Origin of the sequence: Luteibacter aegosomatis (assembly GCF_023078455.1) — a bacterium.
Classification (GTDB): Bacteria; Pseudomonadota; Gammaproteobacteria; order Xanthomonadales; family Rhodanobacteraceae; genus Luteibacter; species Luteibacter aegosomatis.
Genome location: NZ_CP095740.1, coordinates 221928 through 247028, shown reverse-complemented (window position 1 = coordinate 247028; position 25101 = coordinate 221928). Strand labels below are relative to the sequence as shown.

At 66.2% G+C, this 25101-nt stretch carries 18 protein-coding genes; 7 read left to right on the top strand and 11 right to left on the bottom strand.

Translation table 11 applies throughout. The features are described from left to right. Positions 1–6: 6 nt before the first annotated feature. The 5 genes from L2Y94_RS01025 to L2Y94_RS01005 all read right to left on the bottom strand — a co-directional run bounded on the left by L2Y94_RS01025 (position 7) and on the right by L2Y94_RS01005 (position 10741). Positions 7–2703, bottom strand: a complete 2697-nt coding sequence (locus L2Y94_RS01025; protein WP_247372385.1) for a glycoside hydrolase family 2 protein — start codon at positions 2701–2703, stop codon at positions 7–9. 4 nt (positions 2704–2707) lie between these two features. Further along, positions 2708–4069 carry an APC family permease gene (locus L2Y94_RS01020; RefSeq protein WP_247372383.1) on the bottom strand — a complete coding sequence of 454 codons (1362 nt, stop codon included), beginning with the start codon at positions 4067–4069 and terminating at the stop codon, positions 2708–2710. An 8-nt stretch (positions 4070–4077) separates the two neighbouring features. Further along, positions 4078–7269, bottom strand: a complete 3192-nt coding sequence (locus L2Y94_RS01015) for a TonB-dependent receptor (protein WP_247372382.1) — start codon at positions 7267–7269, stop codon at positions 4078–4080. A gap of 128 nt (positions 7270–7397) precedes the next feature. Continuing rightward, positions 7398–9740: a beta-N-acetylhexosaminidase gene (locus L2Y94_RS01010; RefSeq protein ID WP_247372379.1), complete on the bottom strand. Its 2343-nt coding sequence runs from the start codon at positions 9738–9740 to the stop codon at positions 7398–7400. Then, positions 9737–10741: a glucokinase gene (locus L2Y94_RS01005; protein WP_247372377.1), complete on the bottom strand. Its 1005-nt coding sequence runs from the start codon at positions 10739–10741 to the stop codon at positions 9737–9739. The genes L2Y94_RS01010 and L2Y94_RS01005 overlap by 4 nt, the downstream gene beginning before the upstream one ends. A gap of 203 nt (positions 10742–10944) precedes the next feature. Here L2Y94_RS01005 and L2Y94_RS01000 point away from each other — a divergent pair, with 203 nt between their 5' ends. From L2Y94_RS01000 to L2Y94_RS00990, 3 genes are all read left to right on the top strand, one after another. Beyond that, positions 10945–11277 carry a hypothetical protein gene (locus L2Y94_RS01000; protein WP_247372375.1) on the top strand — a complete coding sequence of 111 codons (333 nt, stop codon included), beginning with the start codon at positions 10945–10947 and terminating at the stop codon, positions 11275–11277. A gap of 183 nt (positions 11278–11460) precedes the next feature. Next, positions 11461–13041 carry a Gfo/Idh/MocA family protein gene (locus L2Y94_RS00995; RefSeq protein WP_247372373.1) on the top strand — a complete coding sequence of 527 codons (1581 nt, stop codon included), beginning with the start codon at positions 11461–11463 and terminating at the stop codon, positions 13039–13041. A gap of 32 nt (positions 13042–13073) precedes the next feature. Continuing rightward, positions 13074–13415, top strand: a complete 342-nt coding sequence (locus tag L2Y94_RS00990; RefSeq protein WP_247372371.1) for a YciI family protein — start codon at positions 13074–13076, stop codon at positions 13413–13415. Between the two features lie 132 nt (positions 13416–13547). Here L2Y94_RS00990 and L2Y94_RS00985 read toward each other — a convergent pair whose 3' ends face one another. Next, positions 13548–15191: an alpha/beta fold hydrolase gene (locus L2Y94_RS00985; RefSeq protein ID WP_247372369.1), complete on the bottom strand. Its 1644-nt coding sequence runs from the start codon at positions 15189–15191 to the stop codon at positions 13548–13550. Between the two features lie 150 nt (positions 15192–15341). On the opposite strand from L2Y94_RS00985, the gene pdxR reads away from it, so the two are divergent. Continuing rightward, on the top strand, positions 15342–16805 hold the full coding sequence (pdxR, locus tag L2Y94_RS00980; protein WP_247372367.1) for a MocR-like pyridoxine biosynthesis transcription factor PdxR: 1464 nt from the start codon (positions 15342–15344) through the stop codon (positions 16803–16805). Here pdxR and L2Y94_RS00975 read toward each other — a convergent pair. Next, positions 16789–17271: a hypothetical protein gene (locus L2Y94_RS00975; protein WP_247372366.1), complete on the bottom strand. Its 483-nt coding sequence runs from the start codon at positions 17269–17271 to the stop codon at positions 16789–16791. The genes pdxR and L2Y94_RS00975 overlap by 17 nt on opposite strands. Before the next feature lie 60 nt (positions 17272–17331). Here L2Y94_RS00975 and L2Y94_RS00970 point away from each other — a divergent pair, with 60 nt between their 5' ends. The 3 genes from L2Y94_RS00970 to L2Y94_RS00960 all read left to right on the top strand — a co-directional run bounded on the left by L2Y94_RS00970 (position 17332) and on the right by L2Y94_RS00960 (position 20432). Beyond that, the gene (locus L2Y94_RS00970; protein WP_247372364.1) at positions 17332–17565 is read left to right on the top strand and encodes a DUF3820 family protein; all 234 of its coding nucleotides are present in this window, start codon (positions 17332–17334) and stop codon (positions 17563–17565) included. Positions 17566–17633: 68 nt separating this feature from the next. Continuing rightward, a complete protein-coding gene (locus tag L2Y94_RS00965; RefSeq protein WP_247372362.1) occupies positions 17634–19430 on the top strand; it encodes a cation:proton antiporter in 1797 nt (598 codons plus the stop codon). Positions 19431–19568: 138 nt separating this feature from the next. After that, positions 19569–20432 carry a pepsin/retropepsin-like aspartic protease family protein gene (locus tag L2Y94_RS00960; RefSeq protein WP_247372360.1) on the top strand — a complete coding sequence of 288 codons (864 nt, stop codon included), beginning with the start codon at positions 19569–19571 and terminating at the stop codon, positions 20430–20432. A 6-nt stretch (positions 20433–20438) separates the two neighbouring features. Here the strand turns inward: L2Y94_RS00960 and L2Y94_RS00955 are convergent, their stop codons facing one another. From L2Y94_RS00955 to L2Y94_RS00940, 4 genes are all read right to left on the bottom strand, one after another. After that, complete coding sequence (locus tag L2Y94_RS00955; protein WP_247372359.1) at positions 20439–20951, bottom strand: cytochrome P460 family protein; 513 nt, start codon at positions 20949–20951, stop codon at positions 20439–20441. Positions 20952–20972: 21 nt separating this feature from the next. Continuing rightward, the gene (locus L2Y94_RS00950; protein WP_247372356.1) at positions 20973–21992 is read right to left on the bottom strand and encodes an alpha/beta fold hydrolase; all 1020 of its coding nucleotides are present in this window, start codon (positions 21990–21992) and stop codon (positions 20973–20975) included. Between the two features lie 177 nt (positions 21993–22169). Further along, complete coding sequence (locus L2Y94_RS00945; protein WP_247372354.1) at positions 22170–23543, bottom strand: GGDEF domain-containing protein; 1374 nt, start codon at positions 23541–23543, stop codon at positions 22170–22172. Between the two features lie 336 nt (positions 23544–23879). Continuing rightward, complete coding sequence (locus L2Y94_RS00940) at positions 23880–24890, bottom strand: LacI family DNA-binding transcriptional regulator (RefSeq protein WP_247372353.1); 1011 nt, start codon at positions 24888–24890, stop codon at positions 23880–23882. Positions 24891–25101 lie beyond the last annotated feature (211 nt).

The following is a 25101-nucleotide window of genomic DNA, read 5'->3' as shown; positions in this document are numbered from 1 at the left end:
GCCTCTTCAATGCTTCGTTCCCTGGGTGACTTCCGCGGCCACCTGCGCCACGGGCGTGTTCCAACCGGATACCTCGACCACCGCACCGGCCGCGCCCTGCGCCGGGTAACGCGCCGTGAGCACGACGGATTCGCCGGGCCAGAGCGTGACGTCATTGTCAGTCCACCTCACGGGCAGCGCAAGGTCGCCCTCGGCGCCGCGACGGATCGCCAGGTGTTCCTGCACGGCGGCCGACGGCGACGACGCGGGCACCGACAGCGTCACGGTGGTGACCTCCTCGTCGCCCTCGCGCACGGTCGAGGCACGCACCTCGCGGGTGGCCTTCGGCATCGACGCCAGGGCGGTGAAATCGCCGTACTCCGTTACCGGGGTGAGATACCAGTTCGACTTCGCCCAATCGAGGGTGTCTGCCCGCGTGGACAGCCAATAGACGTTGCGGCTCACGGCCTTGCCGTCGGCATCGGCCAGTTCCAGTTCCACGAAATAGGTGGTGGACAGTCCCGCGACCGACGGCAGGTCGAGGACCGATTGCGCATGGTTGCCCGGCAGCTCGATGCCCTGCACCTGCTTCCCGTAACGCACGCTGCCGTCGAGGTTGCGGACCTTGACCGAAGCCTGCAGACCATGGCGCCTGTCCAGCGTGTGGTTCACCACCACGATGGAACGCGAATCGTAAGCGTACTGGATGTGCACGGGCTCATTGGCTTTCTTGGCGCCGTAGTACGCGCCGGCGGGATTCATGTAGTAGTCGTAGAGATGCCAGTGCAGCGACGGCCACGCGTTGTTGAGCATCCAGTAGATGACGCCGGTGGCCGGATTGGCGGCGCTCATGCGCGCGTTGAAGGCTTCGAATTGCGCACGCACGTTGTCGTAGTTGTCGAGTTGGGCCTTTGCCACGTAGTCGGCGAGACCGCTGAAGGCGCCGTAGCGCTTCGCCAGTGCCGTGTCGAACGGCGTGAGCACGGCGAACGTCGACCAATCGGCCGAGGCGTGGTACTGCCGGGCCTCCGGGTACTTCCACAAGGCTTCCTGCTCCTGCACCGACAGCATGCGCCGCACGTCTTCCAGGCGGGGGATGTCCGCCCCCGCACTCACTTCCGAATCGAAGCCGAACGCCGCGCCAAGCTTGTCCCCATACCAGTACGACGGCGGTATCCAGTCGTAGGGACCGGCCATCTTCATTCCGGAAGGGCCGGCCTCCTCGGTGGTGTCGTCCACGGCCGCGGAGATGACGGGCAAGCTCCAGCCTTCGGCGCGAAGCGTATCCGTGTACATCTTCGACAGCGCCGGCGGCGGCGGATGGTCGCTGCCGATGTAGAAGCCGATCACCGAGGGATGGTTGCGCAACAGGCGGGCTTCGGTGGCCATCGAGGCCTGTGCCACGCGCAGGTCGGCATCGGTCCATGGCTCGCCGCCCGTCTTCGCGGCGGCTTCCCACTTGTCGCAACATTCCCAGCCGGCCAGCACGAGGATGCCGTGGCGGTCGGCCAGATCGTAGAACCGGTCGTTTTCCAGCTTGCCTTCGCTGCGGATGGTGTTGATGCCGAGGTTCACCACGTAGTCGAATTCCGCTTCCATGCGCGCGGGGTCGTCGCGCAGGAACATGTCGGGTGCCCAGCCGCCGCCGCGTATCAACAAGGGCTGCCCATTGACGATGAACTGGCGATAGCCCTGCGTGGTGAGCCTGGACTCGACGCGGCGCACGCCGAACGTCGTCGCCACGCGATCCGACGCGGCGCCGTCAACCGTCGCGGTCACGGCCATCCGGTAAAGCGGATGCTCGCCCATGCCGATGGGCCACCATACCTTGGGGTCGTCCAATGTCGATCCGGGGGCGAGCGCCACGCGCTTCACCTCGCCCGGGCCGAGATGCACGGTCCGCTCCACGGGCTTGTCGGCGACGGTACCCGAGACGGTGGCGTCGTGGGCCATCGTATCCAGGTTCGTCGCCGTGACGCTCACGGCCAGCGTCGCCCGCTTCAGGTCCGCCGACAACGTCGTGGCCACGTACGGTGCACTCAGCGCCACGGGCCCCGTCTGGACGATGTCCACGCCGCGCCAGGGGCCCATGTTGTTGTCCGGTGGCGTGGGGTTCCAGTCGACCCAGCCGATGGACAGGTTCGTGCGCGGATCGCCCGGATACACCTTGAAGGCCACGGCATTGGCATCCGCGTGCACCCACCGGGTCACGTCGATGTCGTGCTCGGGGTAGGCCCCGGAGAGATCCGCGCGATCGGCGACCTTCTGCCCGTTCACCCAGGCATCCGCCGCCGAGATGATGCCGTGTGTGCGCAGCAGGGTATGCCGGGTTCCGGGCGCCTTCGGCAGCTCGAAGCCCGCGCGATACCACCACGGCGTCACGAACAGGTTGCCGCTGGCCTCGGGCACCTGTACGGCGCGCAGGTTGTCGCCATGGAATACATCAAATTTGAAGACGTCGTTTTCCAGCAAGCCGGCCATGACCGTGGCGCGGCCGGTGACCGGATACCATTCCTTGGCGGCGAAGCCGCTGGCGGAGACCGCCGCGCCGTCCTGCGGCGCTCGTGCGACGTCCTGGATCTGCCAACGGCCGATGGGGCTGACGGTACCGGCCTGCGCCGCGACGCGCGTATCGGCATAGGTGGTACGTGCCGTCGCCACCGAACCGACGGCCAGGCCCGTCACGATGGCGGCGGCGATCACCGTTCGTATTGCGTTCTGCATGGCGTCAGCGCTCCCCGGCTGCCGTGCGCTGGATCTCGATCGGTGCGAAGGGCCACGCGGCGTTCACCCGCGCCCACACCATGAAGACCACCAGGCCGGCGACGATCCACGCACCCGACAGCATCAACGATAACGTCGAGGCGGATACGTAGACATAAACCCAACCCACCAGCGCGATGAGGCAGGGCACCGGATACAGCCATTGCCGGTAGGGGCGGTGAAGCCCAGGCTCGCGCCGGCGCAGCAGGATCAACGCGACCACCTGGGCGATGGACTGCACCAGGATGATCGCCGTCAGCAGCATGTTGATGACCTCGGTCAGGTCGAAGAAGGTACCGATGGCCGTGACCGCGCCCATGGTCAGCAAGGCCACGTGGGGAAAACCCTCCTTCGCATGGAGCCGCCCGAACGTCGAAAGGAATACCTTGTCGCGCGCGGCCTCGAACGGCACGCGCGAGCCGCCGAGCAGACCGGTGAACACCGACGCCAGCGCGGTGACGATGATGAGCACCGTCATCACCGCGGCGGCCGCATGGCCCCAGCTTCGCTCCACCACCAGCGAGGCGACGGATTTGGACGCGGCGATCTCCTTCCACGGCGCCACGCCCAGCACGCTGATGTTGAGCAGGAGATAGACCACCATCATCGCCGTGATCGAGATGATGATGGTGCGCGGCATGGTACGCCCGGGATCGCGCAACTCATCGCCGATGTAGGCCGTGGTGTTGTAGCCCAGGTAGTCGTACACGCCGATGATGAGACCCGCTCCCAGCCCGGCGAAGAAACGCGGACCGAACGCATCCGGCGGAAAGCCGAAGGCCAGCTTCGCATCGAAGTGCGAGAACCCGGCCGCCGCCACGCCGACGATCGAGACGAGCATGATCACCCACAGGGCGATGGTGATGATGCGCACCGATTCGATGCGGCGGTAGAGCATCCACGTCACCAGCCCCGTCGCCGCCACGCCGACGAGGTGCGACGTCCACCAGCCCATGTTAGGAAAGAAGAACTGAAGGTACTCCACCATGCCGATGATGCCGGTGGACATCAGCAAGGGGATGGCCAGCAGCATCGTCCAGATGAAGAGGAACGGCATGAGCTTGCCGCTGCGCGCCTGGAAGGCCCTGCGCAGGTACACGTAGGTACCGCCGGAGCCGGGCATGGCCGCGCCCAGCTCCGCCCATACCAGCCCGTCGGCCATCGCCAGCAGGGCGCCCACGATCCACCCGACGATGGCCTGGGGTCCGCCCATCGCCGCCACCATCAGCGGGATGGTGATGAACGGACCGATGCCGCACATCTGCGTCATGTTGATGGCGGTGCCCGAGAAGACGCCGATCGATCGATGGAACTGTCGTTCGTTCATGGGTTCCCTTACCACTGGCCGCGGATGCCGAGCATGAACATGCGCTCGGAGAACGTCGAGTGCCCGGGCTGGTTCGACCACGTGAGGTAGTAGCGCTGGTACTCGTTGGTCAGGTTGGTGCCGTTGAGGAACACTTCCAGCTGCTTGGCGAACTTGTACGAGACCGACGCGTCGATGTACTTCTGCGGCGCCTCGTACATCTCCAGCCCCGTGATGCCGCCGACGCTATCGGCCACGGCGCGCCGCGAACGGTAGTTGTACGCCACGCGGGCCTGGAAACGGTCGTCCTGGTACCAAAGGATGAAGTTGCCCGACTTGGTGGAGTTGTCCTGGAACGGGATCTTCTTGCCGGCGAGGTCCCGCTCGCCCGAGTTGCTGGGCGCGTAGGTGGCATTCACTTCCATGCCCGTCTTCGACAGGATGCCCGGCAGGAAGGTGAAGCCCTGGCGGTAGTCGAACTCCGCGCCCTTGATGCTGTTGCCCGTGCCCTGCACGGGCTGGGTGATGACGATGCAATGGTTGCGTACCACGCCGTCCTCGTCGGGCAGCGTGCAGTTGGTGACGCTGCCGTTCTTGATGAAGCTGTCCACGTTGATGCGGAAGAGCGCGAGGCTCACCATGCTCGTGGGGTTGATGTAGTACTCCGCCGAGGCGCCGAAGTTGGTGGAGCGCCAGGGATTGAGGTTCGGGTTGCCGGTGGACGTGCCGTTGGCCACGCGGAACACGGGGCCATCCGGTGTTTCGGACAGCGAGTAGTTCAGCTGCAGGCCGCCCGCCCAGGTGCTGAGGTTCAGCGGCATCATGTTCTTCGAATAGGCCAGGCGGAACTTCAGGCTGTCGGTCACGTCCAGGGCGAAATTCGCCGAGGGCAGCACGTCGCGATACGACCGTTTGGTGACGTCCGTGCCTACGTCTTCGGGTTCGTCGCCGTAGGCGCCCGGGTCGCCGCTCAGGTGCTGCGTCACGTCGAGCTTGCTGTGGATGATGCGCACGCCCACGTTGCCGCTGTAGGTCATGTCGCCGATCGTGCCGTTGAAGTCGCCCTGGAGGTAGCCGGTCAGCTCCTTCAGGCGCACGCCCCACGTGGTGCCCGGCTCACCGACCCGCACGGTCTCGGGATAGAGCGACTTCCAGAACGCCTCCGGATTCTTCATGGCATCGGGATCGAGCGCCCAGAAGTCGATGCCGGAGCCGAGCAGGTTGTTGTAGGCCTTGAAGTTGCTGGATAGCGGCGTGGCGGTGTTCGGCATGGAGATGGCCGACAAGGGCCCGGCACGGAAGTAGCCCTGCTCGTTTCCGGCCGTACAGGATCCGCTGTTCAGCACCACGTCGGCACCGACGTATCGCACCAGGCAGCCGTTCGGGTCGCTCGCGCCCATGCCGGCATAGACCGGCGTCTCGAACGTGTAGCCCTTGTTGTCCGCGTCACGGATGCTGTTGCGCAGGCCGAACTCGAGCTTGAAACCGTCGTTGAAGTCGAACTTGCCGTCGAACCGCAAGGCATTGAGAGCGACCTTGCGGTCGTAGTTGCCCGACGATTCGAGCGTCTTCATCGTCCACGCGGCGGGATTGGCGAACGCGGCGGCCAGCTCGGCGGGCGTGTCGATCTTCAGGTAGCGGCCGCGGAAGTCGGCCACGATGGGAATCGTGTTCTGCGGGATGCCGGTGGCGTTGAATACCCGGTTGCCGCCCAGCTCCGCGGGATAGACCATCGTCCCGGGCGGCACCGCGTCGTCCGACACGCCGTCCGCCAGCACGTTGGGCCACAGGGCGCCGTCCGAATCGGAAATATTGACGTCGGTTTCCTGCAGCGACTGCGACGCCGTGTCGTGGATGCCGCGCAGCGTCGCGGTGAACGGACCGCCGTTGTCGTAATCCAGTTGCAGGTTAAGGTTCTTCGCCTGGGAGAACTTGCGGATCATCGACGAATACGACTCCACGTCGCCCGGCCACTTCTGGTACACCTGCGTGGTGTAGATGTTCGACCCTTCCCATCCGGGCTCGGGCGTACCGTACGACCCCAGCGCCGGACGGCCGGTATCCTGCGACTGCAACGGCACGTACGTCGCGCCCTGCCAGTTGGTGGAGTTGAACTGCACGCCCACGTTCCGGTCGAATTCGTGCTGCGACGAATAGAAATAATCGCTCGTAAGGCTGAAGCCGTTGCCGATGTCGAACTGGAACGACGCATTGCCCGACTTGCGCTTGCGCTGGGTGATGATCTGGTTGATGCCGAAGTTCTGGCTGCCCAGGAACACCCCGTTGGACTTGCCGTCGCCGTTCACGTCCACGCTGCCGTCGGCGTTCTGCACGATCTGCGACGGAATCGGCGCGCCGTTCCAGGGCGTCAGGAAACCGTTGTATCCGCCGGCGCTCGCGGCGTTCTCGCCGTTGAGCACGGCGCCGTACTGGTCCAAACCCTCGGTGGAGTTCATGCGCCGGGTATCGGAGTAGTCGCCCGACAGCAGGAAACCCCAGCGGCCGTTGTCGTTGTAGGAGAACAGGCCATTGGCCTCCGGCCCCGTATGCTTCGTGGTCGATCCCCGCTCGCCATTGGCCGAGTAGCTGTAGGTGAAGCCGGAAGGAAGATCCCAGGGACGGTAGGTATGCAGGTCGATCGCGCCACTGATGCCTGCATCGGTTTCGTTGGCGGTAGCCGATTTGACCACGTCCGCGCCGTGGAACAGCGTGGACGGCAGCATGCTGAAGTCAGGCTGCTGGGAATCGATCTGGTCCGCGGTGATGAACACTTCGCCATTGAGCATGGTGCCCACCTGGGGCAGGCCGCGCACGTCGACCGAGGTGCCCACGCCCGCGTCGCGGTTGATCTGCACGCCAGTGATGCGCTGGAGCGAGTCGGTGATGGTCGTGTCGGGCAGCGCGCCGATGTTTTCGGCCGTGATGCTGTCCTGGATCTTGTCGGCATCGCGCTTCACGTCGATCGCCTTCATCTGCGACGCGCGCACGCCGGTGACCGTGACGCCCGAAAGCTCGACGGGACCCTTCGCCGTATCCTCCTGACCGTCGCCCTTCTTCACCGAGCTCGGCGGCGGCGGGGAAGGCGTGGAGGCGGCCTGGGCGGGTTGCCCGTCCTGCTGCACGTCGTAGAAGGTGGATGCGCCTGCCGCCGTGGACGCGACGGCCAACAGCGTGACCGTGATGGCGAACGACAAGGGATGCTTGCGAAGTGCTGTGGACATGTGCCGTGACCTCGTGACTGTTACCCGTCGGAAACGCGTCATGACCGGACGTGCCCGAACTTGCACGCCGTCGTGGTGCCGATGTTTTTATGTTTTCCCCAACCCACGGCGCGCCCCCGCGCGCCGCCTTACTTCGAGAACGCTATCTTTCCCAGCGCCCACTGCCCCTCGCGTGGATCGCCCGTCGCAAAGACACACAAACCGTGCACGTCCGCCGCCATGGGCGCGGCGAGGTCCGCATCCACGCGCACCTGAGTGCCCGATGCCGTCGCATGGCCGAGCGGCAACGTGGCCAGCCGCGGGCCGTCGCAACCGTTCGCATGGACTTCGATGACGCTGTCCACGCCGCGGGCACCACGCACGACAGCGCCCCGGGCTTCATCGCCGTAGCGCCATGGCAGTTTTTCAGCCGTCACGTCGACATGCGTGGCGCCCTGCACGTCCGCCTTCGGCCAGACCCAGCACGCGTTGCCGATCTCGACCGCGTACACCGGACTAGGGCCATGCGTGGGCCGAGCCCCTTGCAAGCGCGAGGGCGGCTCGCCCGAACAGGTATCCAGCGCGGCGCTATCACGACGGGTCAAGGTGCCGCCGTCCAGCCGCATCGACCTGGCCGCGGCGAGTACCTTACCGTCCGGCGCGAAGGTCGCCACCCGTACGGTCGTGCCCGCGGGCAACGTGAGCGGCCGCGCATACGTCGCGGACGTGGCGACGGGTTCGGTGCCATCGGTGGTATAGCGCATGCCATCGCTATCGGTCTGGTTGGCGAGAACGACGCGAAAGCCTCCGCCCGACGCACGCGATACCGCGAACGTCGGCGCGAACGCGCTATCCGCGACGTCGATGCCCAAGGCGCGATAACGCGCCATCTCGGCGGGGAGTCGTACCAGGAAGCCGTTCCAGTCATGGGAGGCGGCCGGCGACCAGCCCAGCTCCGCCAGCGCGGCGACGCGCGGGAACGTGGCGTGCTGGATGTGCGCGAACGTCAGCATCTGCTCGGCCCAGAGGCCGCCCTGCACGCCGATGATATGCGTGGCGTCCTCCGCGCTCGTACCCGGGGGCACCAGTTGCGTGTCGTAGGACTGGCGCAGCGTCACCTCGGGCGGCGGTCCGGCCCATTCGTCCGGATGCCCGGATTGCAGGTGGTCGAAGTACAGCGATTCCTGCGGCGTCATCACCACGTCGTGACCCTGTCGCAGCGCGGCCAGGGCCACGCGCTCGTCGTGATCGCCGTGCCAGGACATCACCACCTGCTCGCGAGGCAAGGCGACGCCGGCGGCCACTTCGTCGTCCCAGCCCACGGGCGTTCGCCCATGTGCGACGAGGTAGGTGGCGACCTGTTGCATGAACCAGCCTTGCAGCTCGTCCATGCTGGCGAGCTTCAGCGCCTTCATCTGCGCGTTGGCCTCGGGCGAAGCGTTCCATTGCTGCTTGTCCGCCTCGTCGCCGCCGATGGAAACGTAGCGCGACGGAAACAGGCGCATCACCTCGTCCATCACGTCGTCGACGAAGCGCAGGGTTTTCGCGTTCGGGGCAAGCAACCAGGGACTCACGCCCCAATCCGTCCACACCGGCGGACGCTTGCCCGTCACGCCCAGCCAGGGATAGGCGGCGATGGCGGCCTGCGAATGTCCGGGAAGATCGATCTCCGGCACGATCTCGACGTAACGCTCGGCCGCGTAACGCACGATGCCGCGTATCTCGTCGGCCGTGTAGACCTTGCAATAGGGCGTCGACCGCGCACCCGACACCTCGGCGTCATTCCCCACGGCCTCGCGGCAGCCGCCGACCGTGGACAGTTCGGGATACTTCGGCACCGGCAGGCGCCAGCCCTGGTCGTCGGTGAGGTGCCACACGAGCACGTTGAGCTTGTCGAGCGACATCCCGTCGATCAGCCGCTCGATCTCGTCGACGCCTTGATAGTGCCGGCTGGAGTCGAGCAACAGGGCGCGCCACGCGAAGCGGGGATGGTCTTCGATCCTGCCGTAGGGCACGTGTGCGACGGCGCCACGCGTCCAGCCCGGCTGGGTCAGCAGTTGCCATACCGTGACGCTTCCGTAGAACGCTCCGCGGGCGGTACGCGCCGTAACGACGATGCCGTGCTTACCGATGTCGATCGCATAGCCTTCGTCGCCTGTGACGGCGGCGCTCGGCCGAACGTCGAAGGTGATTGCCACCGGCGCCCCATCCCGCGTCGACTTGCGCAGCGTCAACCCGCGCACGCTCGCGACGCGCCGCATGAAGTTTTCGACGACGGCCACCATGGCGGCGTCGTTCCCGCGCACGTCGATACCCGCACCATCGCCGATGTCGACCGTGCCGCTACCGGCCGGCGTCACGACGGCGGGCAGCGGCACCAGCGACCAGGTCGGCGCGGCGGATACGTGCATGGATGTCGCACCGACGAGGACGGCCACGCATGCCGCGGCGAAGCGGCGGCGGTGGCGTGTCCTCGGCGCGCCCGTCCTCATGCGGCGGCGCCTTCCGTCGCCAGGGCACCATACGACTCACGATGGCGCACGTACCAGCGAGCCGCACCCTGCACGCCGTGAGAACCGTGCTCGGTGACCCACACCGGCACCTGTGCCAGCAAGGCCCGCACGCTACGCCCGTGCAGGAAGCGCTCTTCGAACGCGCTGCGCTTGAGCAGGTCGAACATCGAGGAAAGGAAGCCGCCGGCCAGGAAAACCCCGCCCGTCGGGATGTACGTCATCGCAAGGTTGCCGATGAAACCGCCCAACGCGGCGCAGAACAGTTCCACCGCCTCCACCGCGTGCCGGTCGGCTTGGGCGGCGGCCGCCGCCGTGACGGCTTTCGGTGTCGCCAGCGTAGGCACTTCGCCGTCGAGTGCGCACAGCGCCGTGTAGACGGTCAGCAGACCCGGCCCCGATACGATGGTTTCGACCGGTACGTAACCGCCATCGGGCGCAAGCCATGCCAGCACTTCGCGCTCGCGCAGCGAATGGGGCGCGAAGTCCATCTGGCCGGCTTCCGTCGTGAGGACCGTCGCATGGGGCACGCCGGGCACGGACACGGCCGCGCCCAGTCCCGTACCCGGGCCGACTACCAGTGACGCCCCCGGGCCACGCCCGCGCGGACCGCACAGGTGCCGGCCGCTCGCGGCCAACGGACCGTCGATGGCGTAGCCCATGGCCTCGAAATCGTTCAGCAGCGCGACCTCGGCCAGGCCGAGCCTGGCGCGCAACGCGTCGGGCCGGACGGTCCAGGCGAGGTTGTCGTTGACCACCTCGTCGCCCACCACCTGGCCGGCGCAGGCCAGCACGCAGTGGGACACCGGCGTGCGCACCTCGGCATCGACGAATGCCTGGATGAGGTCGGCGAGCGAGGGGAAGGCGGCACAGGAGAACACGCGATAGGCGAGCGTCTCGAGGACGCCCGACCCGTCGTCGGCGGCGCGCATGAGCGCGACGTGGCCGTTCGTGCCGCCGATATCGCCCGCAAGAAATTGCATCCCCGATTTCCCCACCCCGTCGAACCCCATGGGCGAATCCCGCCATCCAGGTGCCCCCGCACCGGATTCGACATCAGGGTGTAACGGGACTGACACCGGTGTCAAGACGTGCCGCAGCAGCATGTCGCCAGGGGGGCCGCTATGATCGTTCGGCAGGACGTTCCGACATCGGTGGTTTGAGCGAAGAGGGGATCCCGGACGCCATGGACCGAACCACATCCTTGTTGGCGATCGTCGTCATCGTCGCCTTCCTTGTCGCCCGGTTCCTTAAAACGTCGCGACGACCGCCGACTACCATGTTCACGTGCGGGCGCTGCCGCAAAGTGTCTCCGCACAACCGACGCACGATCGACGCGTGGCGCGCCGGCAAGACACGTTTCTTCTGCGGCGCGTGTCATCGCGCATGGCTCGCGACCCAACCGCGCCGCCTTCCCGATAGGAGCATGCCTGGAGAGCGAGCGGACGGATGCCTGGGCGTGGTTCTGTTTTTCCTGGTGCTACCCGCCGGCGCAGCCATCGCCTGGGTGATGCGGTGAGGCGTATGTCCCCGGGATCGCGGCGCAACGTCGCGCATTTTTCGGTGCTAGTCGGCGGTTCCCTCGATGATTACTGGCATCTGAACGCAATCTGCGTTAAGAAATCGATCTTCCTTGACGGATCCGGATGCCTTCCGGACCGCTTTCCATCCCACCGATTTCCCAACGGAGATTGCAGCGCCCATGACGGATGAATCGAACGTCGAGAACGAGCAGCAAGGCCAACGCCCAGGGGACACCACCGCAAACGCACACGCCGACGTGAACGTGTCACGCCGAAGCTTTCTTACCGGCACGGCACTCGCCGCCACCGGATTGATGATCGTTCCCCGTCATGTGCTGGGTGGCCCTCTTCACACCGCGCCCAGCGACCGCCTGAACATCGCCGGCATCGGCGTCGGCGGCATGGGCAAGAACAACATCCGCGCACTCGCCGGTGAGAACATCGTCGCCTTGTGCGACGTGGACTGGAACTACACGGACAAGTCGTTCCGCGACATGTTCGGCGAGGTGGGCGACATGCAGGCCCGCCTCGCCAAGGCCGAAACGCCGGCGAAACGCCTGAAGCTACAAGACGAGATCGAGCACACGAAGCTGCTCTCGCAGAAGTACGGCTCCATCAAGCGCTACACCGATTTCCGCCGGATGTTCGACCAGCAGAAGGACATCGACGCGGTGGTGATCGCCACGCCGGACCACCTGCATGCGACGCTCGCCAGCACGGCGATGAGCCTGGGCAAGCACGTGTACGTGCAGAAACCGCTGACGTGGTCGATCCACGAAGCCCGCGAGCTGGCCCGCAAGGCGAAGGACAACCCGAAGCTCGTCACGCAGATGGGCAACCAGGGGCATTCGTCCGACGACGCCCGCCTGATCAACGAATACATCGCCGCCGATGCGATCGGCACCGTGCGCGAGGTGCACGCCTGGACGAACCGTCCGCTGGCCTACTGGCCGCAAGGCATTCCACGCCCGCTACCCAGGCCGCAGCCGGACGCCTCGAAGTGGGACATGGACGCGGTGACCGACCGGCTCGCCAACGCGATGGCCGGCAACTACCCGCTGCCGCAGGGACTCGCATGGGACCTCTTCCTCGGCCCCGGCCCCGTCGTCGATTACCACCCCGTGTATCACCCGTTCAACTGGCGCGGCTGGGTGGACTGGGGCGTGGGTGCCATCGGCGACATGGGCGCGCACCTGATCGACTCCCCGTTCTGGTCGCTGGACCTGGGTTTCCCGACCGCCGTGGAAACCGTCTCGACGCCGTTCGACAACGCGTCGTATCCCATGGCGACGATGACGTATTACGACTTCCCGGCCCGCGGCGACAGGCCGCCGGTGCGGCTTACCTGGTACGACGGTGCCTTGCTGCCGCCGGGCCTGGAAGCGCTCGGTGCCGGTCAGATGAGGGACGGTGGCGTGCTCTACGTCGGCGACAAGGGCAAGCTGGTGCACGAGACCTACGGCGACAACCCGCGCCTCCTGCCGCAGTCGCTGCACGACTCGGTGGGTACGCCCCCACGGAAGTACGCACGCATCAAGACCTCGCACGAGATGAACTGGGTGGACGCCTGCAAGGGCAAGACGCAGGCGTCGTCGCCGTTCTCGTATGCCGCGCAGCTGACCGAAGTCATGCTCCTGGGGGTCGTCTCGCTGCGCGCGGGCGGGCGCATCGAGTACGACGCGCAGAACATGCGCATCACCAACCGGCCGGAAGCCAACCAGTTCCTCAGTCGCGAGTATCGCCAGGGCTGGACGCTGTAGCCGCCGACGTTCCACATGGCAGAGAAAACGACATGGCCAAGTACCTGATCTCCTTCCCCAGTGCCGCGATGGTCGTGCCCGACGGCGAGCTGGGAGCCGTGGGACGGGATGCACACGCCGTGATCGAAGAGGCGAAAGCCGCCGGCGTCTACGTATTCGCCGGCGGCATCGATGAAAGCGTGCCGCCCGTTCTCGTCGCCGGGGACGGCGCGGTAGCCGGCGGAGGCTATCCTTGGGCGCCCCCGCTGGATGGAGGCTTTGCGGTGCTCGAGCTGGCTTCGCGCGAAGACGCCGTAGCCTGGGCTGCGCGCATCGCAAAGGCTTGCCGATGCGCACAGGAGCTACGGATGTTCATGTTCGACCCGCAGATGTAGGGCGATATGGGCCCTAAAGTCGCGGTAACCCATCGTGTGGACTGGAACGCCCGTCCTTCGATTTCGATGCTTTCGAGGGCGTCGACCATGGCTTGTCGTACAGAGGTGCGTCGGCAGCTGCGGATCGAGGCCTCAGGGATTCAGTAGCCATCCCTGCTGCGGAATGATCGGCGGTAGCGGCAGCCATCCACCCACGGCGGGAAAGCCGTATTCGTAGGTCGTGGAGTCCTGCATGGCAAAGGAGTGCATTGGCTTGGCCTGGCAGACTACGTCCCACGCCGGCATCACTCCCGCATTCAGGTAGCCGAACTCGACATCGGTCGTACAGGGATTGTCGTCGAACATCACGCCGTGGGTCGTGGCGTTGTTGACCAGCACCATGCGTGCCGAGAAACCGCTGGCCAGTCGATCCTTCAACGCTTCCGAATACGGCGTGGACGGATCGAACTCGTTCTGCACCATCAACGCGTGCACCGTGGTACGCGACTCGAGCGAACGGTCGAGTACGGGGCGCCACGGCCAGTTCTGGCAATTGTCCACCAGGGTGGACGCGCCGATGGCCCAGTTCGTGCGCACGTCCGCGATCTTCTGCGCGACGCTGCGGCGATCGGTCGAACCGGAGTCGTTGCACTGGAGAGCGAACTGCATGGGATTGAAGCCAGGTAACGTGCGGAGGTCGGCGGAGGTCATCGCCGCGATTTGCTCGGCGGCGGCGATATGTGCCGGGTCTCCGTCCAGCGCTTGCGACATCGCGCTCAACGACGGCGATACCAGCAGATCCCAGAATACCCACATGCCGGTGCCGTCGAGCGAGCCCAGCGCCTGGTCCGGCGTGACGCTGCCCATGCGGTGCTGCGACGTGGCCCGGTAGATACGCTGGAACGTCGTCATCACCTGACGCGGCGTCGTACCCATGTGGAACTGATCGTCATGGCGGGCGATGAACGGAATGAACGCCTGCTGCACATTGAGTTGGTCCATCGCCATCCGCTTCAACGCCTGCCGTTGCCAGTCGAGGTGCACCCAGTTCATGTTGCTGTCGAGCACCACGCGATCGAATCGGTCGGGGAACATACGCGTCGCGTATGCCATGAGGCTGCTGCCGCTGGAGACGCCGAGCAGGTCCGCGCGCCCGAAGCCGAGAACCGCCCTCACGAGGTTCAGGTCGCGAACGTGGTTGGGCGTGTGGATGCCCTTGAGGAAGGTCGCGTTCCGTTGCAGGCAGGCTTCGATCGACCGGTTCCACCAGTCCTGTTGCGCCCGCACGCTGGCGGCCGTGGGATTGCGGCTGTCCCCATCCATGAAATTCTCCGCACCGGTGCGCGTCGCGTAATCGCAACTTACCTGGGTACCGGTGCCGTCGGTGATGCCGCGCAAGTCGACGCCCACCACCAGATGGTCGACCTGCACCTGCGGCTGGAACTGCTCCAGCATCTCCGCCTGGGAGGCGCTGGAATTATCCGGTCCACCGGCGTTCACCAGCAGCAGGCGGGTGTAGTGCGGCGGATGAAGCGGCTTGGAGATGCCGATGGTGATATCGCCGTGGCTGGGGTCGGCCCAGTCGACGGGCACGGTGATCAGGGCGCACTCGATGGTACTGCCATCGGTGAACAGCGACGGGGGACACCCGCCCCAGGTCACCGACTGGCGATAGTACCGGGCATAGGTCGGATCGCCGCTGTGATCGTCGACCTCGTGGGCGCCGACCAGCCCCGGGCAGGCCATGCAGCCGATCGACACCGCTAGCAGTCGTGCGGACAACGTGAGCAACTTCATCTGGATACGTCCCCCGATCGGTGAGGGCCTACCGGACGCGAGGATCCGGCCATGCCGTGGCATGATGATCTTCAGGGCAAAGGGGAGCGGTAAATGACCGGTCGCGGGCTTTTTCGATGTGACCACTTCGAGCGGCGAAACGACGAGCCGATGTACGTCCAGATCGCCGGATCGATCCGGAAGGACATCGATTCAGGTCGCTTCCAGAATGGCGCCCGCCTGCCCGGAAGCCGCTCGATGGCCGTTGCCCTCGGGGTATCCCGCACGGTCGTGCTGATGGCTTACGACCAGTTGAAGAGCGAGGGCTACCTGGAATCGCGCTCGGGCAGCGGCGCGTACGTGAATACGCGAGTCGCCCATGAGTCCGTCCTTCGAACCTTCGTGGAAGAACCGCGCGAAGCGCCCGGCGCGCCGCGGCTCTCCCGGCTTGCCCGCAGGGCCGTGCTGCCCGCCTCACCCGATGCGCAGACGACCGTGCCAGGCGACGTGATCGATCTCGCGCAACCTCGTATCAAATCCGATCCGCGCAGCCTGAAGGCGTGGAAGCAGCACCTGACGGCCCTACTTCGCCGCCGCGATACCCCGGACTTTCCGGAGTTGCAAGGTGCCGTCGCATTACGCCGGGCCGTGGCGGGTTACCTTGCCATCGAACGGTCGATCGAGGTCGATCCGGACGATATCCTCATCGTCAGCGGAGCCCAGCAGGCACGTGACCTCATCGCACGGGTGCTGCTCGACGAAGGCGATGCCGTGGGCGTGGAAGAGCCCTGCCACTGGAGCGTGCGCCATACCTACGAAGCAGCAGGTGCCCGCGTCGTGCCCTGCGGGGTGGGCGCGCAGGGCATGGACATCGACCGCCATGGGACCGCACTGGACGGCGCCCGCCTGATCAACGTTTCCCCTTCTTTTCAATTCCCTACCGGCGTGGTCATGTCCGAGGAGCGACGCAAGGCGCTCCTGCGGTGGGCCTATGCCCACGATGCCTGCGTGGTGGAGGACGACTTCGATTGCGAGCATCGCTTCGGCGTGCGCAGCCCGCTCTCGTTGTGGTCGCTGGACGGCCATGGCCGCGTGGTCCACGTGAGCAGCTTCTCGCGTTCCATGTTTCCCGCCCTGCCGCTGGGCTACATGCTGGTGCCCCGTTCCTTGCGCGAGCGGTTTCTCGCGGTGAAGTGGCTGGCCGATCGCGGCAGCATCTCGATGCAGCAGCACGTACTGGCCGCGTGCATCGCCAGCGGACAGTATCTGCGCGACCTGCGCCGTATCGCGCACCGCCTGGCGCCCCGGCACAATGCCTTGCACGACACGCTACGAACACGCCTGGGTACCGCCATGACGGTGACGGGTTCGGTGGCGGGAGGTTCGCTCTTCGTGCACTTTTCCCGGCTGCCGCGCGACGCCACGGAAAGGTTGGTGGAGGAGACGTTCGCGCGTGACGTTCGCATCCGTACCGCCGAGCGATTCCATCGAGCGCCTCCCGATCACGTCACGCTGGTGCTCAGCTATGCCGGGGTAACCGAAGCGAACCTCAGGCGAGCCGGTGAAAGGATCGCCGAGGCTTATCTCGCGACGGAAGCGATATACGCCGCCTCGCGACCTAACGAGCCCGCGTGAAGTAGTTCGTCCGCATGACCGGAACATCTTTATCGCCAGGATAGACGGACGTTTCGACGAGGCCACGGCCGTCGGGCGTCACGGCGTAGATTCGCGTCGAAACGAGAATGCCCTCCTTCTGCAAGGCCATGACCACGATGCCGGGCGTGGGCCGCTTGACGGATACGTGATCCGCTTCCGGGCTGTTCTCGACGATCGCCGGACTTCCGTCGAGCGCCACCGTCGCGACCGAATGGACCTCCGAACCCGGCGCATACACGATGTCGACATGCACCGACAGCTTGCCTCCACCCGCGTCCGCGAACGCGAACCGGACGCTCTTCGGGCGCTGATCCGGCGGCATGGGCATGCGGGAGGTATCCAGCGTCCAGTCGCCGAGCAACGGCTGTGTCGGCGCTGCCGCTAGAATGGGCGGCGAAGCCAGCACGACGAACGCCAGGGCAAGGGCTTTCGGCAGGCATGTCATGTCCGTTCCTTCCGTGAAGGGAATCCGCAGGATACATCGCTCGAACCCATGGAGCCGCCATTGAACGCCGAAGACCTCCAGCGCCTGGTGACGGTCACCATGCCCTACGGGAAATACCAGGGCCGGCTCATCGCCGACCTGCCGGGCGCGTACCTTGCCTGGTACGCCCGCAAGGGCTTCCCGCCCGGCCCGTTGGGCACGCTGCTGGCACTGGCCCTGGAGCTCGACCACAACGGCCTGAAGGGTCTTCTCGATCCGCTGCGCAAGGGACGGCATCCCAACCGTTTCACATAGCCCTTCGTAGGCTGCGCCGCGATGGCCGCGCTTGGCGCGAATTCCACCCTCCTCAGCCCAGGGCCCCCATGGCGATCGAACTCGGAATGCTGCTGACCCTGATGCTCGTCATCGGGTTCTTCTGCCAATGGCTGGCCTGGCGGGTGCGCCTGCCGGCCATCCTGTTTCTGCTCCTGGCCGGCATCGTGGCCGGACCGGTCACCGGGTTGCTGCGGCCCGACAAGGTGATGGGCGACCTGCTCTTTCCGGTCGTGTCGCTGGCGGTGGCCGTGATCCTTTTCGAGGGCAGTCTCACGCTGCGCATGCACGAACTGAAGGGCATCGGGCATGCCGTGCGGGGGCTGGTTACCTATGGCGCCCTGTTGGCGCTGGTGCTGCTGGCCGGCGCGGCCCATTACATCGGCGGGCTTGGATGGGATCTGTCGTTCCTGTTCGGGGCGCTCACCTGCGTTACCGGCCCCACGGTGATCGCGCCGATGCTACGCACCGTCCGGCCCAACGCGCGCATCGCGAACGTGTTGCGCTGGGAGGGCATCGTCATCGATCCGATCGGCGCCTTGTTCGCGGTGCTGGTCTACGAGGCGATCGCCTCGCACCGCGAGGGGCACTCGGTGCAGGTGTTCCTCGGCACGGTGGCCTGCGGCGCGGTGGTGGGCGCCCTGGCCGCATTCGTCCACGGCAATCTCCTGCGGCGGCACTGGATACCGGAGTACCTGCAGAACTTCGGCACGCTGGCCGCCGTGTTGATGACCTTCAGCGTGTCGAACGCGGTGGCCCACGAATCGGGCCTGCTCGCCGTGACCATCATGGGCATCGCACTGGGCAACATGCGCGACGTGCACATCGACGACATCATGGATTTCAAGGAGCATCTCACGACCCTCCTCGTGTCGTCTCTCTTCATCCTGCTCGCCGCGCGCCTCGACTGGCCGCTCCCCGATGGCTCGCTCTACGCGGGGCTGGCCATCTTCGCCGTGGCGCAATGCGTTATCAGACCCCTCTCCGTCTTCGTGTCCAGCCTCGGCAGCGGACTGACCTGGCGGGAACGCGCGCTCGTGGGGTGGGTCGCGCCACGCGGCATCGTGGCCGCCTCGGTCTCCGCGCTGTTCGCGATCCGTCTCGAGCACACCGGCATGGCCGGGGCGGACAAGCTCGTGCCGCTGGTCTTTCTCATGATCATCGGCACCGTGGTCTTCCAGAGCGCCACCGCGCGACCCCTCGCGCGCTGGCTTCGCGTCGCCGAGCCCGAACCGCGCGGCGTCTTGCTCTACGGCGCCAACGCCGTCGCGCTGGAAGTGGCGCGCGCACTGAACGCCATCGAAGGGTTGCGCGTGATCGTCGCCGACGACGACTGGCACGGCATCCGCACCGCGCGCATGGAAGGCGTGCCCACGTTCTTCGGCAATCCCGCTTCGCAGGCGGCCGATCGCCACCTCGACCTGGCCGGTATCGGCCACCTGCTGGCCATGTCCACGCACCGCGAACTGAATTCGCTGGTCAGCGTCCACTACCGGGAAGAGTTCGGACGCGACAAGGTGTTCCGCCTGCGCAACCTGTCCCCCGAGGAAAGCCACCAGCGCGCGTCGCTGGCGGGCAGCCTCCTGGCGCCCGCCTTGTTCTCCGACGACATGACCCACGCACGGTTCGACGACCTGCTTCGCGAGGGCTGGCGGATCAAGACCACCCGCCTGAGCGAGGCGTTCGACTGGGCGAGCTTCATCGCGCAGTACGGAGACGATACCCTGCTGCTGTTCGGGATCGAGCCGCGGGGCGCACTGCGGGTCGCCACGGGTTCGCGCCCCATCGAGCCGCGGCCCGGCTGGACCGTGATCGCACTCGTTCCGCCGGCCTCTCCTCAACCGTAAGCGTTTCCTCCCACCGAGGCCGACATGAAACGTCTCTTCCGTCACGATCCCCGCCCGGCACCGTCGCGAATCCACCGATGCATCGCCGTTGTCGCGCTCACGCTATGCGCTGCGGGCGCATCGATGGCGGAAGGAACGATGCCGAAGGAAAAGCAGGCCCCGGAATTCCGGCTCAAGTCCCGGGTACTCGAACTGCCCCTGCATGAGGTGAAGGGCTATCCCTTCGTCGAGATGACGGTCGGTGGGCGCCAGGCAAAGTTCATGGTCGATACCGGTGCCGAGACGGCGCTGGCCCTCAATACCAGGCGCTTTCCGCTGCGCGATGCCCGTGTCGTGTCGCGCGGGCACTTCGGCAGCGGACAGAGCTTCGACGTACTCCACGTTCCCGTGGTGGAAGATATCCGCCTGGGTCCGATCCAGCTGCGGGAGGTCCATGACGTGCAGGCCCAGGACGCGTCGCAACTGGAGCGGATCACCCCCGATTTCGGCGGATGGATCGGCTACCACTTCTGGGGCGAGGGCGCGCTCAAGCTCTCCTATGCCAGCCATCGGGTGACTTTCTATCCCAGGGCGGACGCAGGGAAAGCGATCGACGGCGAAAACGTGGTCTGCGCCATCCACTTCCGGACGCGAAAGCTGGTCAACCATCCCATCGTGTCGCTACGGCTCGGTTCCCAGGATGTCGTGGTCTCTTTCGACTCGGGCCAATACGGGGCGATCTTCGCCAGTGACGACGTGGCGAAGCGGCTGGTGGGCGAAGGGGTGCTCGCGCCGTCGGCCAAGGACACCTACGATCTCAAGCGGCTGGACCTCGGCTGCGGAGCGAACCTGCACGTCGACGGCTTGCCGTTGGTGACGCGCCCGTTTCCCGCGGCGGAGGACATCGGCATGACCGAGCCGAACGTCATGACCCTCGGGTACGGACTGTTCAAGCAGTACGACAGCGTGTGGGACTTCACGTCCCACACGCTCTATTTGCTGGCGCCGAAACCGCACGCCTGATTCCACTCATTTCGCGTAGCGGGTGAACACGAAGTCGCGATCGCTGACGCGCGCGGCGTGGCAGGCGTGGCACGTGCGGTGTTGCGCTTCGTCCACCGGCTTGCCGTCGACGAAGCGTCCGTAGCCCCAGCCGCCGGTGCTGGCGTACTTGCGGGAATCCTTGACCATCACCTGCACGGTGGTCGCCGCGCCCGGGATGGACGCCGGTGCGAAATCCGGAGACGGCTCGTGCTTCCAGGCCAGCTTCACCAACACGGTGCCGTCGGGGAACGGCCGGACATTGTCCCGATACGCGCGCATGGCCGTCGGATTGCCGACGATCACGCGCAGCTCGTTCAGCGGCGCCGCTTCCTGGGCGGGTGCGATGAACGGCCAATCTCGGTAGCCCTCGGGAAGCTGCACGCCGTAGATGGGGGATGCCGGTCCATGGCCGCCGTCCCTGGCATGGACGGTGGCGGCGACGCCCAGCGCCACGGCGGCGACGGTCGCGAGCGATGCGATGACATAGACGATCTTCATGGCACGTCCCTCAGGCAGGCATTACAGGTGGGTGGCGTCGATCACGGCCTGGGTGAACTCGGTCGGGTCTTCCTGCGGCGCATCGTGGCCGATGCCGCCGGTGAAGGTGCGATGCTCGTACTTGCCCACGAACTTCTTCGCGTAGTCCTCCGGTTTCGGGTGCGGCGCACCGTTGGCGTCGCCCTCGATGGTGATCGTCGGCACGGTGATGACCGGTGCCTGGGCGAGCTTCCGCTCCAGGGCCGCGTATTTCGGCTCGCCCTCGGCCAGCCCCAGACGCCAGCGATAGTTATGGATGGTGATCGCGACGTGGTCGGGGTTGTCCAGGTTCGCCGCGCTGCGGTCGAACGTGGCGTCGTCGAACTTCCACTGGGGCGAGGCCAGCTTCCAGATCTGCTTGGCGAAGTCGTGCGTGTACCGGGCGTAGCCGTCCTGGCCGCGAGCGGTGGCGAAGTAGTACTGATACCACCACTGGAGTTCGGCCGCGGGGGGCAGCGGCTGGCGGCCGGATTCCTGGCTGCCGATGAGGTAGCCGCTGACGGAGACCAGTGCCTTCACGCGCTCGGGCCACAGGGCCGCGACGATGTCCGCGGAACGCGCGCCCCAGTCGAAGCCGGCGAGAGTCGCCTTGCGGATATTCAGGGCATCCATCAGCGCGATCACGTCCGAGGCCAGCGCGGCCGGCTCGGCGTTGCGCGGGGTCTTGTCGGAGAGGAAACGCGTGTTCCCGTAGCCGCGCAGGTTCGGAACGATCACGCGATAGCCCTTGGCGGCCAGCTTCGGCGCTACCTCGGCGTAGCTGTTGATGTCGTAGGGCCAACCGTGCAGCAGGATGACGACCTCGCCGTCCGCCGGGCCGAGGTCGGCGTAGCCGACGTTCAGGTCGCCGGCATGGACGTGCTTGTTCGCGACCAGTTCGGGCGAGGTGGCGGGCGCGGCCGATGCGGCGCCGCCGAGCAGCATGCCCGCGGCGAGTAGTCGCGCGCTCGAACGGAGGGTACGGCGAACGACGGAGGGGAGCGAAAACGTGTCGGCGGACATGGCGGATCCTCGAAAGCGGCGGGATGGGACGATGCGCGGTGCGCTTCGTTGGAATACATCCTCGTCCCGCCCGGTATCGGCGGCGTGTCGCGTGCCCCCCGGTTTCGTCTCCGAATGTAGGCTTCGATCGCCCCGATACATTCGGATACAGAGCGGGTCGCCCCCCGGCCGACGGGTCTACGGCAACGAGGCCACGGCTCGCCCCGCGGCCGCCCTGTAGCCGTTCCTGCCCTCGGCCTTGGCGCGATACAGCGCCATGTCGGCACGCCTCATCAGGTCATCCCCGTCGAGTTCTTCGGTGGTGGCGATACCGATACTCACGGTCACTCGCTGGTCGATCCCCAGTTCGAACATCAATGCCGCGTCATACACCGATCGATTCATGCGCCGCGCGACGACCTGCGCCCCGTCCTCCGCCGTATGGGGCAGAAGCACCACGAACTCCTCTCCGCCGTATCGCGCGATGAAGTCCGCCGGACGGCGCAGCGATCCGGCAAGAAGCCTGGCCACCGCCGCCAGGGCCTCATCCCCGTCCAGGTGACCGCGGCTGTCGTTGAAGCGCTTGAACAGGTCGACGTCGATCATGAGCGCACTGACCGGCTTACGGTCACGCACGGACTCGCGGAGTCGTTCTCCCAGGGCGAGTTCGAACGCGCGCCGATTGGGAATGCCCGTCAACACATCGAGAAGCGACATGCGTTCCACGGTGGCGAGCGCCGTGACGAGCCGGTCGCGTGTCGCCGCGAGCCAGAACTGGGTTTGCACCACACGGATCACGTAAGTCAGCATGGCCAGTGCCAGCACGATCTGACCCGACAGGCTCTTCGATCCACGAATGCCGACGCTGAAAGCGAATATCGCGGCCAGCAGGACACCCGGCGCGAAGCCGGCGGCCAGGTGGCGCATCCAGACGCGCCGGATCGGATCGAATGCGCCGGGCCGCCGATGGCCGTGAAGAAGACAGATCAGGCTTCCGAAGCTCAAGACCGGGAGCGTGTCCATCACGGCGGCGACGGCGCGCGATGTCCCGCCAGGGTCGGCATGGTTATGCAAGGCGGCGGTCAACGCATAGATACCGAGGAAGGCCGTCACCACCTTGAAGGACCTGTATTCCCGCTCGTCCGTTGCCGCAAGCGTCCGAACGAGGAAGACCAGGAACAGGATCGCGTTCTCCACGTCGAACGCGACGGCTACCCAGGGTTCGTATGCGCTCATCAGGAAGCCGTGCTCATCCTTGAGATCGCGCACGCCCAGATAACAAAGGATCGCGAGCAGCGCCAGCAGTACGACGTCGACCAGGCGGCGTGACGCCGTGGTGGGTTCGTCCCGGGTAACGACAGCGGCATAAAGCAGGGGCAAGCCGTAGCTTACGAAATAGACATATGTCGAGATGAGGTTCTTCTCGGTGTCCGAATTCGCGATCGCATTCCCCATGCCGATCACCCATAGTCCGAGTCCCAGGGAGAGACAGAAGATGGTGCGCCGCTCGAAGAATGGCGTGCGCGAATAGCCCAGGGCCGTCGCACCCGCCGCGAGGGCGGCGAAAAGCATGAGGTAGTAGGAAAGCTCGGGCATCTCGCTTCCGGCGAGCCGGGGCAAGCCGAACTGAACGACGGCAGGCACGAGCAGGAGCGCTCCGTAGCCCAGGTAGCGACCCGCCCTCGAACCGGATCCCATAGACGCCCCCATCGATCGATCGCCCGACGGCATCCTGCCACGGGTGACCGCGAATGACCCCATCACGACGCCGGACAAGGCCGCCCGCCTCGGGCGGGCGCGCCGACCCAGGGAACCATGGGGCGAACCCTGCCGGAATCGCTTACTGCGGCTTACCTGTGCCCGACCTGCCTCGTCGTCGCGGGATCGGGTCGCTCCCGACGGCTCGCATCAACCCGCGGACCCATGCGCTCCAGCACGAGGCGCGGTGGAACCCCGCACCACCAGGTCGGCCGAGAGCACCCGCTTGCGCGGCGGCACCTCGGGGTCGTTGAGCAGTTCGATCAGCATGGTCATCGCCTCCCGGCCCAGCGCGTTCTTCGGCTGGGCGACCGTGGTCAGCGACGGCGAGGTGTAGCGCGAGAAGCGAATGTCGTCGAAACCGACGACGGAAACGTCTTCCGGCACGCGCAGGCCTCGCGAGATCAGGGCGCGCATCGCGCCGATCGCCATCTCGTCGTTGGAGCAGAACACCGCGCTGAAGGCATGGCCCTGCGACAGGAACAACTCGATGGCGCGTTCGCCCGCCTCGATGGAGAAGTCGCCGACGGCGGTCAGCGCCTCGTCGAAAGCGATGCCCGCCCGCTCCAGGGCCTGGTGATACCCCTCTTCGCGGTCGACGCAGATCGGGCTCGACGAGGGGCCCGCGATGAAGGCGATCTCGCGGTGCCCCAGCGTCACGAGGTAGTCGACGGCGGCGCGCGCCGCGGCGACGTTGTCGATGTAGACGCTGGAGATCTCGCTGTCCCTGACGTACTCGCAGGCGTTGACCAACGGCAAGCGACCGCCCACGGGAATCGACGGGATGCGATGGAACATGGTGATGATGCCGTCGGCCTGGCGCGCGGCCACCATCTCGGCATAGGCCTGTTCGCGCACCAGGTTGCTCTGCGTCTCGCCCAGCAGCACCGAGTAACCGGTCTCGTAGGCCACCTGCTCGATGCCGCGGATCACCTCGGAGAAGAACGGGTTGGAGATGTCGGGCACCAGGGCGACGATGAGCCGAGTGCGTGCCGTGCGCAGGTTGCGGGCGAGCGCGTTCGGCGTATAACCCAGCCGCTTGACCACCTCGTGGATGCGCAACCGGGTTTCTTCGCTGACGATCTCCGGCCGTTGCAACGCCCGCGATACCGTGGCCACCGACACGTTGGCGATGGCGGCGATCTCCTTGACCGTACGCACGCGCACGGGCTGCGGCGCAGCATGGGCCGCAGCCCCCTTTCCCTTACGCTTGCCCTCGTCTGAACTCACGCGTCCCGGCCCCTTTTTTGTGCAGCGCAATGTAATGGATTACATGAAATCGTTGCATAGGCGTTTATCCATCTGCTACATATCTTGGCATGTTCAGGCCGCGTTGAGACGTTGCGGCCCATGGGGCGAAACCTTTCCACAC

Bases quoted from the DNA above. Each gene is read 5' to 3' on its own strand.
- L2Y94_RS01025 (WP_247372385.1), bottom strand. From the start codon at position 2,703: ATGCAGAACGCAATACGAACGGTGATCGCCGCCGCCATCGTGACGGGC.
- L2Y94_RS01020 (WP_247372383.1), bottom strand. From the start codon at position 4,069: ATGAACGAACGACAGTTCCATCGATCGATCGGCGTCTTCTCGGGCACC.
- L2Y94_RS01015 (WP_247372382.1), bottom strand. From the start codon at position 7,269: ATGTCCACAGCACTTCGCAAGCATCCCTTGTCGTTCGCCATCACGGTC.
- L2Y94_RS01010 (WP_247372379.1), bottom strand. From the start codon at position 9,740: ATGAGGACGGGCGCGCCGAGGACACGCCACCGCCGCCGCTTCGCCGCG.
- L2Y94_RS01005 (WP_247372377.1), bottom strand. From the start codon at position 10,741: ATGCAATTTCTTGCGGGCGATATCGGCGGCACGAACGGCCACGTCGCG.
- L2Y94_RS01000 (WP_247372375.1), top strand. From the start codon at position 10,945: ATGGACCGAACCACATCCTTGTTGGCGATCGTCGTCATCGTCGCCTTC.
- L2Y94_RS00995 (WP_247372373.1), top strand. From the start codon at position 11,461: ATGACGGATGAATCGAACGTCGAGAACGAGCAGCAAGGCCAACGCCCA.
- L2Y94_RS00990 (WP_247372371.1), top strand. From the start codon at position 13,074: ATGGCCAAGTACCTGATCTCCTTCCCCAGTGCCGCGATGGTCGTGCCC.
- L2Y94_RS00985 (WP_247372369.1), bottom strand. From the start codon at position 15,191: ATGAAGTTGCTCACGTTGTCCGCACGACTGCTAGCGGTGTCGATCGGC.
- pdxR (WP_247372367.1), top strand. From the start codon at position 15,342: ATGTACGTCCAGATCGCCGGATCGATCCGGAAGGACATCGATTCAGGT.
- L2Y94_RS00975 (WP_247372366.1), bottom strand. From the start codon at position 17,271: ATGACATGCCTGCCGAAAGCCCTTGCCCTGGCGTTCGTCGTGCTGGCT.
- L2Y94_RS00965 (WP_247372362.1), top strand. From the start codon at position 17,634: ATGGCGATCGAACTCGGAATGCTGCTGACCCTGATGCTCGTCATCGGG.
- L2Y94_RS00960 (WP_247372360.1), top strand. From the start codon at position 19,569: ATGCCGAAGGAAAAGCAGGCCCCGGAATTCCGGCTCAAGTCCCGGGTA.
- L2Y94_RS00955 (WP_247372359.1), bottom strand. From the start codon at position 20,951: ATGAAGATCGTCTATGTCATCGCATCGCTCGCGACCGTCGCCGCCGTG.
- L2Y94_RS00950 (WP_247372356.1), bottom strand. From the start codon at position 21,992: ATGTCCGCCGACACGTTTTCGCTCCCCTCCGTCGTTCGCCGTACCCTC.
- L2Y94_RS00945 (WP_247372354.1), bottom strand. From the start codon at position 23,543: ATGCTTTTCGCCGCCCTCGCGGCGGGTGCGACGGCCCTGGGCTATTCG.